Source organism: Shewanella sp. UCD-KL12, assembly GCF_001957125.1.
Classification (GTDB): domain Bacteria; phylum Pseudomonadota; class Gammaproteobacteria; order Enterobacterales; family Shewanellaceae; genus Shewanella.
In genome coordinates this window covers 197,797-212,635 of sequence record NZ_MPHJ01000007.1, presented here as the reverse complement: position 1 = coordinate 212,635, position 14,839 = coordinate 197,797, and the positions used below count along the sequence as shown (strand labels likewise).

Here is a 14,839-nt window from a genome sequence, read left to right as displayed (position 1 = left end):
CTTTATGGCCGCTATTATACCCAATAGTGAGAAAAATTAACCTGCAGGCACAAGGTTATATGCAGCTAAACTGCACAAATTTTAAAGGATAGCCTGAGGTTTTCACTATTCTTGTAAGCTTTCGGGTAAAATAGCCGACTCAAATTAGCGAGACAGTCTATCACTTTCTCGCTTAGGGCAACATCACAGCTGCATCGGCAGGAAAAAATGGCAAAAAATAGACCCGCAAGCGGACAGGTCCGTATCATCTCTGGTCAATGGCGTTCACGTCGTTTACCTATACAAGACCTTGAAGGCTTACGCCCTACAACTGATAGAGTCAGAGAGACCCTATTTAACTGGCTTGCTGGCGATCTTGCTGGTGCCAGAGTCCTAGATTGCTTCGGTGGCAGTGGTGCACTGTTTTTCGAATCACTATCTCGCTACGCCAGCTACGGGAAGGCTTTTGAGCTGCAGGCTAGCGCCGCCGAGCAACTAAAAAAGAATCTTCAAACACTTAAGTGTGATCCAGCGACTGCAGAGGTCGTCAAGGGAGACACGCTTAAACTATTAGCCGTAGCGCCTAGTGAAGGTTTCGATATCGTTTATATCGATCCCCCTTTCAGAAAAGGGCTTGCTGAAAAAAGTATCCAACTGATCGATGAAAACAGTTGGCTGAATGAAAATGCCCAAGTTTATGTAGAAACTGAAAGTGAACAAGCTCAACTTCAGGTACCTGCTAATTGGGTACAGCTGAAAGAGAAAAAAGCCGGTCAGGTTATATACCGCTTATATCAATATCAGCCTTAAGCTACGAGTTACGAGTTACGAGTTACGAAAGAACATATCGATTAAGAGAGAAGTTTATGCAGTTTTTTATTATGGCAGGTAAGGCAGCAACACTATTTGCTTGGCTTATAATGGCTTACAACTTAATGGCACCTTTTACAGGTAATATCGCCGTTATACTTAATATCTTGTTAGCAATAACCATCTTCATGCACTGCTTTCAAGTTGTCATCTTCCATACTCTGTTCAAGTCACTTTTAACCTTAAAAAAGTCTGACTATTTTAGCGTATTCGCCTTCGGCATATTTAGCTTACTCAAGTACCGTAGCCAAGTAATGCAAAAATTAGCAAAGAGCAGCTAATTGTTTAGGTTCCTAGGTACTATTACCTAGGAACTAGAAACTTCTTCACTTAAGCCGCTTTTCTTCCTTGTATCAGCAAGGCGATAAAGTAGAGTCCGCCAACGATGGCCACCAAAGTACCTGCCGCAATTTGCGATGGATAAACTAGGTTTTGCCCTAACCAGTCTGAAAAAATCATCAAACCCGCTCCTATCATAGCTGCTACTGGGATCTGTAACTCCGCTCTTTTAGCACCTAGAATCACCGCCATATGGGGCGCAAGCAGGCCTACAAAAGCGACCGGCCCCATGGTTGCCGTCACGGCGCCACAAAGCAGTGCCACACAGCAGAGCAGTAATAAAAAGGCTTTGGGAACATTGAGCCCCCGCGCTTTAGCAAACTCTCGCCCGGTAGAGATAAGCGTTAACCAACGTACAGTAATCACAGCAAAACCAATGAGCAGCGCCACAGATGCGGTCAAGATCAATGCTGATAGTGGTGTCACACGGTAGGTCGACCCTGCAAGCCAACTTAAAATGGTATAAGACGTTTCATCACCTCGAGCAAGGGCAAACTGCACCATAGCCTCTATTAAAGCGGTTAAAGCAATACCGGTTAATATCAACATAGATGGCGCGTATTGATGGCGCTTACCTAAGATAAGTAACAAGCCAAGTACCGACATACTGCCAATAAAGGCAAGAGAGGTTGTCCCTTCGAAGATATTAAGCCCAAGGAAGATACTTCCACCAACGAGAGCTAATGTCGCTCCCGCTGAGATACCTAAAATATCCGGACTCGCTAACGGATTATAGATAAGCCTTTGCAATAGCACTCCAGCCACCGCAAGGCCTGCACCCGCTGCCATTGAGGTCAACAGCCTTGGCCAGCGCACTTCCCACCCGAAAGCATCGGGCAGTGAAAACAACCAAACAACCTCCTGTTCTACGGTTGCCTTAGAGATAAACAAAGAGATGATCGTGAGGACCAGTAAGCATAATGCCATCAAAGGCAGTGCCTTGGAGGCCATCTGATAACGGCTCTTAGGCAGCGACAGAGATAACTGATCTTGCGCCCCCATTTTTCGTCTGGTAAACCAGATTAGCGCAGGTGCACCAATCAAGGCTGCAGCGGTTCCCGAAGGCACAAGGTCGAAAGTGTAGACACTCATCAACATGGCTAAGGCATCGGTGGCGACCAGCACTAGTGCGCCAAGTAACATACTAAAAAACAGCTCATCTTTAGGCGTTCTAGCGCCTAACTGACGGGCAATATTAGGCGCTAATAGCCCAATAAAACTTATCACTCCAACTGCAGTAATTGAGGAGGCGACAAGCCATAATCCAATAGCAAATAGACCTAGAAAGGCTGGAATAATATTAAGCCCGCGAGCTGCTGCCCCCGCTTGCCCCATACGCAATAGAGATAATATTCGCGGTGCAAAGATAAAAATCAGTACTGCGACCGATAGCCTTGGCAATAACCACTGCACCTGCTGCCAGCCATTTTGCGCTAGATCCCCAGCGCCCCAGATAAACAAGTTTTTGGCATATTGATCGTTGAGCAAAATGATCGCTGTGGCTATTGCGCCCAGCAAAATATTGACCGCCATACCTGCTAACACCACAGGCAAGCCAGACATGTTACGAATGCCAGCAATTAAAATCACTAAACCTAGGGTTAACATGGCGCCCAGCATAGCGGCAAAAGAGGCATACTCACCTACCGCACTGGGGAAAAACACATTAACAATAACTAAGGCCAACCAAGCCCCTGAAGCTGTACCTAAAGTGAGGGGGGACACCAAGGGGTTTTGAGTCAGTTGCTGCATCAAGCTGCCCACTAGCCCTAGCATGCCACCAACTAGAATCGCCATCACGATGCGTGGAAGCTGAGATTCAACAAACATAATCTCATCAAAGTTGTTAGCCAGTAGTTGCCTTTGGGAGAAGTTTTTTAGCAACTCCCACTGACTCGATAAAGAGATCTGGGTATCCACCTGAGCCGAAATAGCCACAAGCAGAAGTAAGAGCGCAAAAGTACTAAAATAACGAATAATTTGGTCGCGTGGCATTATTGGGCTAACTCACCTTTGGCTGTTAATTGGCTAGATGCTTCTAGCTGTACGGGCGCTATCTCTAACAAGCTGCGCGTTAACGCTTGTGCCATATACTCAATCGAAATTGCTCCGCCGTAATTCCAAGCTGGCTCAATACTATTCATTCGTTTGCCTCGAACAAACGGCATCGCCTGCCACATGACACTCGACTCTAGTTCAGCCTCTTGTGCAAAAGGCTTAAAATAAAGCGCGATACCGTCATCGATATAATGTAGATCCTTAAGCCGTTTTTGCCTTGCCCCCCACTGAGTTCTACTCTGTTCAATGGCAGGTTCTATCCCAAGTAAAGAGAGTGCATATTGTGCCGTTGAATTATCACCAAACTGATAGATAGAGGTCATGCTAGCAAAACGAAAACTAGTGACTTTTGGCAAGTTGCCAGCATAAGCCTGCTCAAGTTGCAGCCTCATTTTGTCGATTTTACGCCCCATCTCAGCCAACCTTGCTTCAGCAAACTGTTCACGGCCTAACGCCTTAGCCAGCAGCTTAAAATTATCGATAGCCGCTTGAGCATTGTCATGATGTTCACTGTAGGTTTGGTAAAAAAGTACTGGCGCGATCTGTTCAAGCCGAGGCAGCAAGTCTAATTGCGGGGATGCAATAATGATAAGATCTGGCTTGAGTGCCGCTAGCCTTTGAAAGTTAGGCTCGACACGGGTACCGATATTTAACACGGAATCTGGCACAGCAGGTTTCATCACCCACTCACGATAGCCATCAATATCTGGCATGGCTATGGGGGTAATACCCAGCGCTAACACTTGCTCGGCAACATCCCAATTCAGGGCTGCAACTCGGGTGGGAATTTCTGTTAGCTGTTGTTGGCCACGGCTATCTTCAACAGTGATGCTAGCAAAACTTGAGTGGGATAGGAGTGACAATAGCGTCACGAGAGCAAAAGATGCCATTAAGCGAGTACAAGCTAACATACAACAGCCACTTTGTGGTCTTGCTCTGGATGGTCAATCAGTTTTACCGGGGTTGAATACAGATCCGACAGCAGCTGCTCATCTTGCAGCAGATCGACCTTACCTTGGAAAGCAACCTTGCCTGATTTAAGTGCCACTGTGTGTGTGGCATAACGCAGGGCTAAGTTGAGATCATGCAAAATGACGATCACCCCTTTACCAGTATTTTTATTCAGCTCACTCAATAGTTCCATTAATTGATACTGATGTTGAATATCCAATGCAGAGGTCGGCTCATCAAGAATAAGTAGATCCGCTTGCTGGGCAAGCAACATGGCCACCCAAGTACGTTGGCGTTCACCACCGGAAAGTTGATCTGCCAAGGTATCTTTAAACTGCTCGACGCCTGTTTCTCGCATCGCATCATTAATAATATCACTATCCTCTTTGCGCCAACGCCCTAAGGTGCCACGCCATGGAAATCGCCCTAACCTCACAAGTTCAGTCACATTTAAGCCAGCCACTTCAGGTAACTTTTGCGGCAAGTATGCCACCGTTTGTGCAAGCTGCTTAGGGGTAAAACTTGATAGCGCCTTGCCGTCCAGTTTTACCTGGCCAGATTCCGGTGCAAATTGATTTGCGAGCAAATTAACTAAGGTCGACTTACCTGAACCATTGTGCCCAAGTACGACGGTTAAGGCATGTGGGTCGATTGATAAGGCTTCAATATCCAAAATGGTGCGCTCACCACGGATAACTTTAACACCGCTTAATTGATACATTAATGGCTCTTCTGTTTTAGTCGCGGGCAGTTGTCACACACTTTGCCTGACTTAGTTTTATATACCGAGCAACAGCTAGTACGGCTCAAGGCTAACTTGCTATCCAGTTTAGAGATATATAGCGAAGATAGATGCTTTTCGGAGATGTTGAATGCTGTTAGCCACAATTTAGCATGATGTAGAATAAACTTATCTGACATCTGACAGTGCTGCTTTTGCACCTCAAGTAGCCTAGCTAAAATCGCATCGGCAACGAGATGCTGCACAAATCCTGGTCGACAGCGAACCCACAGATCTAACTCAGCTCTGTAGTGCTCAAACAGCTTAGATAATTGCTGGCCCGCCTGCAGAATAAGACACTCATAATCACCCTTGGCGCATTGCGTGTCGTCGAAACGAAAGCCTGCAACTAACCCCTGCTTACTGTGCTGGGACATATTACGTAGATCGGGCAGGGATTTCATATTATAGATAGCGACAAATGCCAGATAGAGCGGCTGCCACGTCAGCAAATCCCAACTACGGGTTAGCCAATATACCTTGCCAGCTTCTAATGTATTGCTTTGCAGATCACGATAGAGAGATTTAATCTCAGGCAGGTTAGACTGTTTGCCACTGATCATCCCCCTACCAGCACTACCAAGCTCCCCCTTTAGATAAGGTGTTGCCTGTTGGCATTGATCAAACAGTTGCTTCATTACAGCTTGGCTCACAACACTCTCCAACACGCGTTAGACTATATTGCTAAAGGGAGGTTACAGCTTAGCTGCACCTCCCAGGTTATGATGACTTAAGCAAAAAATTAAAAGTTATACTTAAAATTCAGCTCAATGTTTCTCTCGGCGCCATACCAGCAGTTCACTGAGTCATAGCAGGTGTAGTACTCTTCGTTAAACAGGTTATTGGCAACTAAGTTAACGCTAGCGCCCAGTAAGCTGCTACTCATCTGGCTAAGGTCATAGCCAAGTGACAGGTCGACTAAGGTGTATGACTCAACCATATCGGTATTCATAGCATCCATCTGCATCTCACCGACATACCTCACTCCGCCACCTAAGCGAGTGCCATTAAATAAGCCATCTTCAAAATAGTAGTTAGTCCAAAGTGATGCGGCATGCTTAGGAACATAGATTGGGCTCTTGCCCTCTAAGTCATTACCACTGTCTTTAGTGATCTCCATATCGATATAGGTGTAGTTAGCGTTAAGCTCAAGGTTATCTGTTACATACCAGTTAGCTTCAAACTCAGCCCCACGAGACTGTATCTCACCCACCTGCAGTTTATCGCCCCAAGGATCATCAGGATCGGCCATTAAGGCATCACTCTTAACGATATTAAACATCGAGACCGCTACCGTTTTACTCTGATCGTCTGACTGATACTTAACCCCTAACTCAAGTTGCTCACCCAGCTCTGGTTTATAAGTCGTCCCATCCTTTCTTGTACCTGCAACTGGCTCGAAACTAGTGGCGTAGCTGATAAAGGGTGAGAAACCACTTTCGAACTCATACATGGCTCCCACACGATAGGAGAACTGTTGATGATTTGCTTGGGTCTCAGAGTTACCATAATCGTCAGAGTATTCACTTGAAGAGCTGTAATCGTCGTAACGACCACCAAGAATAACGATAAGGTTATCGAGGCGCATCTGATCTTGGAAGTAACTACCTAACTGCTCAACTTCTACATTATCGACTGCGGTATAGCTTGATTGCAGCTGAGTTGGGTCAATCATATTATTGTTTGGATTGAAGATATTGAAGCTACCAAACTGGCTCGTCATACCAAACTCTGAGTAAGCTGAAGCACCGTCTAGCTTTTGATAATCGAGTCCAACTAACACATTATGCTCGACGCGGCCTGTAGTGAAGCTACCTGATAACTGGTTATCTATGGTGTAGCCCGTCGAAGACTCATCGGTGCTATAAATATTACGATCGAGCTCGCCAGTAACTGGATCAAAGTTATCTTGAGTATGGTAAGTATTCTCCTGATACAGAGTGGCATCCATATAACGGAAGCTCTGCATAAAAGACCAGCTGTCATTAAACTCATGATCAATCTTATAACCCGCTAACAAAAACTCACGCTCAAAGGTCGACCAGTTCTTGTCACCCGCAAAGGTTGAGGCTGAAGTCGAGCCAGCAGGGTTATCGTAGATCATACCTGATGATGGCAGCGATGAGTTCATCCCCATTGACGGATCGTTTTGATAGTAGAGGTTAAAGTTAATATAGGTGCTATCTGATACGTTCCAGTCAAGCGAAGGCGCAAATACAAAGCGCTCCTCTTCAGTATGATCGACCTGACCATCTTTGCTGCGCGCTAAAGCGATAACACGATAGGAGAAGTCGCTGTCGCCAATCTGCCCTGTGGTATCGATTGAAGCTTCTTTTAAGTTATGTGAACCAGTAGCAACGTTAACCTCAGTATTGCTATAAGCCTGTGGCGTTTTGGCAATCATATTCACCATGCCGCCTGGTGGCATAGATCCATAAAGGACTGAAGTGGGCCCTTTAAATACCTCAACCTGCTCCATCGCAATCGGATCTATCTGTGGCTGTAGATTCCAGCCATTCAGGTATTGAAGTACTAAGCCATCGTAGTAACTTTGGTTAACATCAAAGCCACGAATATTAAAGGTGTCATACATAGTCACCGCGCCACCTTTTTGCTCGGTAGTCACTCCAGGCACATAGCGTAATGCCTGATTTAACGACTTAACACCGCGCTCCTGCAGCAGCTCGCTATCAATAACAGTTACACCCTGAGGCGTTTCAAACGGAGTCAAAGAGGTTTTAGTTGCCGTATTTCGGTAGGCCTGACCTAGCACAGTGATGGTCTCCATTTTAGGGACCTCTATCTGCAAATCGTCAACCTCATCAGCACTGACACCTTGTGACAGTGTCAGTGATGCACCGATTGCGGTCGCTATAAGTGTGCGATGAAATACTTTGCTAGGTTTACTTGAGACCATACAGCCCTCTACTAATTCGGGTTATTCTTCTCATCAATAAGAGACAGTAAATGATGAGAATATAAATGAGAATGATTATCAGACGTGGATATTATAGTGTTTGAGCCAGAGAAAATTAACAATTTGGTGCATAGGAAGGGTAAATCTAAATAGAAGTGACCAGATCGGGACTGAAATCACAATTTTTTCTTAACGGGAAGCCAGTACTCCATTAAGGATCTCGGCTGATCATTATCCAGTTTCAAAGCTTTGCCATAATGCTCTAGCTCAAAACCTTCAACACCTAAATAGGCTGAATCAGGTAACCAATGACAGATTAACCACTCAACTATATGGCCAAAACCACTGACCTCGCCTTCATAGGAGACCACGGCGTATTCTTGTGAAGGGATAGATAAGCGATCAAACTCAATCACTTCAATATTCGAGCCTTCATGACAAGCCGAACGCTCAAAACCAGCCCAATAATTAAGCTGTGATTCATCGGCAAGCTGGATATGAGTATCCACAACACCGATTAAATCAGCAGAGGAGATATCGAGCCCCCCAACTTCATGATGAAATCGCTGCCAAGTTTCAGGCACTATGGTAGCAAAATCTGGCGCATCCGAGAGTAAGCCTTTAAATGGAGATGAAACGCCATAAAGCTCAAAAGCAGGCTTATGCTCAATACGAGTTTGCAAAAACGCCGTATTGAGTGCATGAGCCTCAACATCACCTGACAACTTAGCCAGTGGGTTTCTTAGTCCCACCCTTAGCCCTCGTAACTTGTACTCTCTTGGACTCGCACCAAAAAATTGTTTAAAAGCACGGCTAAAACTGACCTCAGAGTTAAACCCTAACTCATAGGCAATATCCAACATGCGCTCCTTACCCGCCAACACTCGCTCCGCAGCTAAGCTTAACTTAAGCTCACGCACGTACTGAGCAACGCTTTGCCCTGTATGGCTTTGAAATACACGTTGCAGCTGCCAGCGTGACCAACAGCTCTGCGCTGCAAGTTCCTCTAAGGAGAGCGTTTGGTCCAAATGCCCATGAATATACTCCAGTACCTTCTCTATACGGGAAAGAGGCGAATCAGTTGTCATTGCAGCCTCCTGAGACTTATTAAGTAAAGTGGAGTTAAGAGCGCGTAGTGAATAGCTATATTAACGCATATTGATACATGCTAATACAAACACCGATTGACTGATGTTAAGTCATGGTTCAGAAAGCCCCTATTGAATGCATCCTAGCCAAATATTGCAGGCATAAACCCCTTCTTTGGGCTTCCTGCCCTTCAGGGATAAATGCGTCCTTGCATAACGTCTATTTATACACATCCCTGCCAAATAGACATAGATGTTCCAGACATTAAAAAACCCCATTACCAGAGGTAACAGGGCTTCTACTTTTGATTCGCGTCGCTAGTTAATAGCGATAATCAAGCTATTGCGCAGTGGATTATCCCTTAGGGTAAACGTGAGCAACACCTTTATGGCAGTCTACACAAGTCTTACGCTTGTCAGCTTCTTTCTTGAAGTTACGCTCGTGCATACGCTTAGCCATCTTCTTCATAGTCTCTGGCTGGTTTTCGTAGATACGAGTATGACAATGAGTACAGTTTGCTGAATCAGTATCTTTAAAGTACTTAAGTGCTAGGTCAGCTTGCTCTTTACGGTTCTCATCCAACCACTCTTGCGTGTTGAAACCATCAATAGTTAGGTAACCGTATAGATCTTTAGATACGATGATCTTCTTCACTAGGTACTTAACAGGGTTATGTGGAAGGTGACAATCTTGACATTGTACAGTCACACCAGCACGACCTCCGCCGTGTGCAGATGCAAGCACTTCATCTTTTAGAGAGTGGTTGCTGTGACAAGACATACAGAACTCATCTGTACTTGTCGCGTGTAAAGTTTGTTGTGTAGCGAAATAGCCAACAACACCTACAACAACACCGACCACTAAAAGGGCTAGTATTGAGAATTTCGCGCTAGGTTTAAATAGTGCACGCCAGTTCATCACTCTTCTCCGTAAAATATGATTTTTTATTGAGTACCTAATGCTTAATGTATTGGCACTTATTTATTACTTCATCTCTATTGCCGCAAATTATAAACCAGAACCTACTCATTGATCTGGCTGAAATAGTACAAAATGAGACCTAGCTCTAACTCTATGTTGTGAAATAGAGAAAATTGCACTTAGTTCAAATTATATTCACATAAGCTAAAGTTAGCGGAAAGCCACATCCATAGCAAGGTAATAGGTGTAATTGACTGATAAAAATGATTTTTTATATCTATTTAGATATTTTTCAGCCCTATTAAACTATTTATTGACCTCAATCATGAAAAAAAATTAGAAAAGTTGAAACTTTTTTTATGCACGCTGGGTCTATTAAGTCATCACACTATTCATTTAGCGAATTAAGAGCAGAAATGACAAAGCAATTAGCACATTTGGTATTAATCATCTCTCTGGTTGGGCAGTTTATGCTTACACCGGCGATGGCTATGCCGAGCTTTTTGCATGCATTTACCCACGCTCAGATGTCGCAAATGGATCATGGTGATAATGCGATGAAGACGTTAGAGCCTGCTTTACAACAGAGTCCCACACCTAACGCAATTGAATCGATCTCAGATACCGATATTGTCATGCAACACGGTGAAAAAGATTGTGACATGGTGGTCTCAAATATGAGCGCCAACAATAGCGATATTCTGATCGACTGTGATGCCTTATGTGAAATGATGGGCGCAGGTGACTGTATTTCCCACTGTGCAAGCGCTACAGGTATTTTACTACAGGCTCAATTCGATATTTCATCACCAGAGTCAGACGGCAAAGTGCAAACCCTATCTTGGTCGACTCAAACAATAGATCCTGTTCATCCAAATCCCCCTCCAATTTGGCAAGCATAAAGATCCTTTAATGCTCTGCGCTAAGCACAATTTATAGCGCACAAAAATTCAATGTTATTTTTGCTTGAAGTCTGAGTGCTAGATCTTTCTATCTATGCTTGTTGCTCTACATTACCAAGAGCTCATAGATATTGATTAAGCATATAACTCTGACTCGGCACCGTTCAAATTGGAGTCTATTATGAAAACATTTATCACAGCTATTGCCCTAACCGTTGCTAGCCTTACAGCTTTTTCATCTACAGCCACTGCTGCCAGCGTCTCATTTCCAGATTCATTAGCAGTAACAGGCATTAATGGTGAAAGTCAGTTAGGTACGCAGCAGATCCAGCTAGCCGATGGAGAGAACCTTATTGAGCTTAAGTATCATGACATTTTTGAGGTCAATGCCGATGACTCTGGGGCTTGGGTGAAGTCGGCCCCTCTTTATTTGATCTTAGATACTGATGAGCAACTGCAATATAAAGCAATGACTCCCGTTATAGACACTGAAGATGAAGCCTATGACTTTATCAATAATCCAGTGATCACACTTAAAGGTGCGCATGGGGAAAGCAAAGATGTCGCCTTGTTGACTCACCACCAACTTATGGCGAAACTTCTTCTCGCGAAAAAGTAATTACACCTTGAGCTAAGCCATTTCAATAATCACATAATATTGGAATGGCTAGTTCGGTATAAAATGCGTGGGCCTGAGTTTAAACAGGCAGAATAATTCAATTATCACGTGAAATATCAGTCGATAAATGTGAATTCTGTCAATGCACTATTACTCACTCATGTTAGACTAGCTACAATTCATTATTGGAAGTTTTATGTTTTCGTTCTTTCGCCGTCATACATTAATAGCTTTTACCCTGCTCGCTATGTTGAGCCAAGGGTTGCTATCTAATGGCTCTTTGATGATAGGAAAAGCGCAAGCCCATGAAGCTATGATGACTGGTTCACACCATTCACAGATGATGAGTATGAATGATGGAGCTACATGCCACACGTCACAAGTTGATAATTCCTCCCCTTGCTGCGACTCCGAGCAGATCGACCGAGTGCTTCCCGACGAAGCTCAGAGCTGTTGTAACGGCAACGGATATTGCCAGGGTGATTGTAATCATTGTCTTGTGATCTCAGTGACAGGTACTCTATTTGAAACTAAACCTTGGCCAGGTTTTAGTCCCTCAGAGTTAGCTATGGCCACTCAAATGCCTCATTTTCATTCAATCTCGATCTCCAAAGATATCCGCCCCCCCATATCATAGCTAGAACAAACAGGCGCTTTTACGCCCTTGATTTGTCAGTTCAATGAACTGCTTACGATATACCTTTAAACAATTATTTTTATCGATCCAATTGATATGACTAGCTTTAGTGAGCTTTTAGGTGCTTTGTCAGACAAACGACCTATTTTCATCACTTATGCCTGCTAATCGTTGAAATTGCATTTATATTTGCCGTTATTTGTTTATGTTCTTGTTCAGATTCATGCTGTTACAGCTTGATATGACAATGCTTACCTATACGGCCATCTATATGATGGAGTTTATTAATGAAAACCCTTATTAGTTTAGTTTTATCAGCATTTATCTTTATCTCAATTGCACCTGCAGCGACTGCCGGTCAACATGAACATACACAGCATAAAGATCATGCTCAGCACCATGATATGAAAGCAGATTATGATTGCCCTATGCACCCTGAAGTGACAGGCAAGAAAGGCGACACTTGCCCTAAGTGCGGCATGAACTTAACAAAAGTTGAGTCTAGCCACAGTAAGCATAAAGCAGGATGTGGAGAAGACTGTAAGTCTTGCCCAAATCATGCTGGCAAGCACACAGCTAAACACAGTGCAGATACTCACGCATGCCCGATGAATCCTGCGATCACAGGAAAAGCAGGGGATACTTGTCATAAGTGTGGAATGAACCTAGAGCCTATGCAGGCAAAAGCTGATACCCACGCCTGCCCTATGAACCCTGCGATCACAGGAAAAAAGGGTGACACTTGCCCTAAATGTGGAATGAACCTAGAGCCTATGCAAGCTAAGGCAGATACCAAACCAACGGTTCACCACAAGCACTAATATTGAGTGGAGATGAGGCATTATGAGTCAATTTGAAATGAACAGTAAACGTACCAAACTAGCCTACCTGCTCAGTCTATTTATGATAGTCACACCGCAGTTAGCTCATTCGCAACCTTTAGTAGCAATAGCAGCAAGTGAACATGCAGGACACAGCCACAGCACAGGCTCCGAGACATACTCTTGCCCTATGCACCCTGAAGAAACCAGTCATGAACCAGGCAGTCGCTGCCCTAAATGTAATATGTTTCTCACTCTTGATGAGGCCAGTAAGCAGCAGGACCATAGCCAGCATCAGCATGATCAAGCTACTGAGCAGAAAACCTATGTCTGCCCTATGCACCCTGAAGAAACCAGCCATGAGCCAGGTAGCCGCTGCGCTATTTGCAACATGTTCTTAGTCGAAGAGGAGGAAGAGGAGACTGGTCAAGCTACTGAGCAGAAAACCTATGTCTGCCCTATGCACCCTGAAGAAACCAGTCATGAACCAGGTAGCCGCTGTGCTATTTGCAACATGTTCTTAGTGGAAGAGGAGACTGGTCAAGAGCATAGTCAGCATGATCAAATGGCCGAGCAGAAAACCTATGTCTGCCCTATGCACCCTGAAGAAACCAGTCATGAACCAGGTAGCCGCTGCGCAATTTGCAACATGTTCTTAGTGGAAGAGGAGGAAGAAGAAAGTGGTGAAGTGGATCACTCAGCACATGAGCACCAACCCCAAGCAACGACACCTGCAGACAAAGTATTTAATAGTGCTAAACCTGCCTCGCTCGATGATGGTGGAACGATCAAGTACGTATGCCCAATGCACGCACATATTATCAGTGACGTCCCCAGTACCTGCCCTATATGTGGTATGAACCTAGAAAAAGTTGAGGTAGGTGGCAGTAATAAAGAGATTCAAATTGATGTCTCAGGCGGCATGCAACAGGCGCTGGCGCTTAAAGTTGCCAAAGTAGAGAAAGATACCCTCTGGAAGTTTGTTCGAACTGTTGGCCAGATCGACTATGACGAGAGCCAAATCAATCATGTTCATGCCAGAGTTAATGGTTGGATTGAAAAATTAACCATTAAGTCTGTCGGTGACAAGATCACTAAGGGTCAGCTGCTTTATGAGATCTATTCACCTGATCTGGTCAATGCACAAGATGATTTTCTGTTAGCTCAAGACTCCCTAAGACGTGCTGGAGGCAGCGGTGACTATGAAGAGCTACTCAGAAAAGCGGGCCTTAGATTAGAACTTCTCGGGTTTAACAAAGCGCAGATAAAAGCTTTGGCAAAATCTAAGAAAACACAGTATCGCGTACCTTTTTATGCCAAAAACGATGGCATAGTTAAGCAGCTAACTGTCAGGGATGGTATGTATATCCAACCTTCTACAGAAGTGATGTCGGTTGTCGACCTATCAAAAGTTTGGGTTATCGCAGATGTTTTTGAAAATGAACAAAGCTGGTTAGCCGTCGGACAGAAAGCCGAAGTTTCTGTGCCCGCTATGGGGTTTAAAGGGATTGAAGGAGAGATTGATTATATCTACCCCGAACTGGATCCTGTAACACGTAGCCTACGGGTCAGAATTGTAGTGCAAAATAATGATATTGAGCTTAGACCAAATACCTTAGCCAAAATTGATATCTTTGGCGGCCCGAACGAAGACACCTTAGTGATCCCACAAGAAGCACTAATCCAAACGGGTAAAGAGAACCGCGTGATTGTGAAGCTAAAAGATAACAGCTTTACAGCCCGTAAAGTCACTGTCGGCATGTTAAGCCAAGGCAAAGCTGAGATTATCGACGGTCTACAAGAGGGTGAACGCGTAGTGACTTCTGGTCAGTTCCTACTCGATTCTGAAGCCAGCCTCAAAGGCAGCTTAATGCGCCTTAGCAGCGGCCACCAGCATTAGGAGGAGTTGATTATGCATAACAATAACCAAGCCTCCAAATGCAGGCTTACGCTTA

At 44.5% G+C, this 14,839-nt stretch carries 14 protein-coding genes; 7 read left to right on the top strand and 7 right to left on the bottom strand.

Annotation, left to right across the window (positions count from 1 at the left end):
• The first annotated feature begins 207 nt into the window (after positions 1–207).
• Positions 208–789, top strand: a complete 582-nt coding sequence (rsmD, locus tag BM736_RS14430) for a 16S rRNA (guanine(966)-N(2))-methyltransferase RsmD (protein ID WP_076413408.1) — start codon at positions 208–210, stop codon at positions 787–789.
• A gap of 56 nt (positions 790–845) precedes the next feature.
• Entirely contained in the window at positions 846–1,130 is a 285-nt protein-coding gene (locus BM736_RS14425; RefSeq protein WP_076413407.1) for a DUF1145 domain-containing protein, read from the top strand.
• Positions 1,131–1,179: 49 nt separating this feature from the next.
• On the opposite strand, the gene fhuB is transcribed toward BM736_RS14425, so the two are convergent.
• The 7 genes from fhuB to BM736_RS14390 all read right to left on the bottom strand — a co-directional run bounded on the left by fhuB (position 1,180) and on the right by BM736_RS14390 (position 9,902).
• Complete coding sequence (fhuB, locus tag BM736_RS14420) at positions 1,180–3,183, bottom strand: Fe(3+)-hydroxamate ABC transporter permease FhuB (protein WP_076413405.1); 2,004 nt, start codon at positions 3,181–3,183, stop codon at positions 1,180–1,182.
• A complete protein-coding gene (locus BM736_RS14415; RefSeq protein ID WP_076413404.1) occupies positions 3,183–4,157 on the bottom strand; it encodes an iron-siderophore ABC transporter substrate-binding protein in 975 nt (324 codons plus the stop codon). Before BM736_RS14415 ends, fhuB begins: the two co-directional genes overlap by 1 nt.
• The gene (locus tag BM736_RS14410) at positions 4,151–4,918 is read right to left on the bottom strand and encodes an ABC transporter ATP-binding protein (protein WP_076413402.1); all 768 of its coding nucleotides are present in this window, start codon (positions 4,916–4,918) and stop codon (positions 4,151–4,153) included. Before BM736_RS14410 ends, BM736_RS14415 begins: the two co-directional genes overlap by 7 nt.
• A complete protein-coding gene (locus BM736_RS14405; RefSeq protein WP_076413401.1) occupies positions 4,918–5,631 on the bottom strand; it encodes a siderophore ferric iron reductase in 714 nt (237 codons plus the stop codon). The genes BM736_RS14410 and BM736_RS14405 overlap by 1 nt, the downstream gene beginning before the upstream one ends.
• A gap of 89 nt (positions 5,632–5,720) precedes the next feature.
• A complete protein-coding gene (locus tag BM736_RS14400; RefSeq protein WP_076413399.1) occupies positions 5,721–7,895 on the bottom strand; it encodes a TonB-dependent siderophore receptor in 2,175 nt (724 codons plus the stop codon).
• Between the two features lie 176 nt (positions 7,896–8,071).
• Complete coding sequence (locus tag BM736_RS14395) at positions 8,072–8,983, bottom strand: AraC family transcriptional regulator (protein WP_076413397.1); 912 nt, start codon at positions 8,981–8,983, stop codon at positions 8,072–8,074.
• 355 nt (positions 8,984–9,338) lie between these two features.
• Positions 9,339–9,902, bottom strand: coding sequence for a NapC/NirT family cytochrome c (locus tag BM736_RS14390; protein ID WP_076413395.1), 564 nt, complete (start codon positions 9,900–9,902; stop codon positions 9,339–9,341).
• A 419-nt stretch (positions 9,903–10,321) separates the two neighbouring features.
• Here BM736_RS14390 and BM736_RS14385 point away from each other — a divergent pair, with 419 nt between their 5' ends.
• From BM736_RS14385 to BM736_RS14365, 5 genes are all read left to right on the top strand, one after another.
• The gene (locus BM736_RS14385; RefSeq protein WP_076413393.1) at positions 10,322–10,807 is read left to right on the top strand and encodes a hypothetical protein; all 486 of its coding nucleotides are present in this window, start codon (positions 10,322–10,324) and stop codon (positions 10,805–10,807) included.
• 181 nt (positions 10,808–10,988) lie between these two features.
• The gene (locus BM736_RS14380; protein WP_076413391.1) at positions 10,989–11,426 is read left to right on the top strand and encodes a DUF2057 family protein; all 438 of its coding nucleotides are present in this window, start codon (positions 10,989–10,991) and stop codon (positions 11,424–11,426) included.
• A gap of 196 nt (positions 11,427–11,622) precedes the next feature.
• Positions 11,623–12,063: a hypothetical protein gene (locus BM736_RS14375; protein ID WP_076413389.1), complete on the top strand. Its 441-nt coding sequence runs from the start codon at positions 11,623–11,625 to the stop codon at positions 12,061–12,063.
• Positions 12,064–12,350: 287 nt separating this feature from the next.
• The gene (locus BM736_RS14370; protein ID WP_076413387.1) at positions 12,351–12,884 is read left to right on the top strand and encodes a heavy metal-binding domain-containing protein; all 534 of its coding nucleotides are present in this window, start codon (positions 12,351–12,353) and stop codon (positions 12,882–12,884) included.
• Positions 12,885–12,906: 22 nt separating this feature from the next.
• Positions 12,907–14,784, top strand: a complete 1,878-nt coding sequence (locus BM736_RS14365; RefSeq protein ID WP_076413385.1) for an efflux RND transporter periplasmic adaptor subunit — start codon at positions 12,907–12,909, stop codon at positions 14,782–14,784.
• Positions 14,785–14,839: the final 55 nt, after the last annotated feature.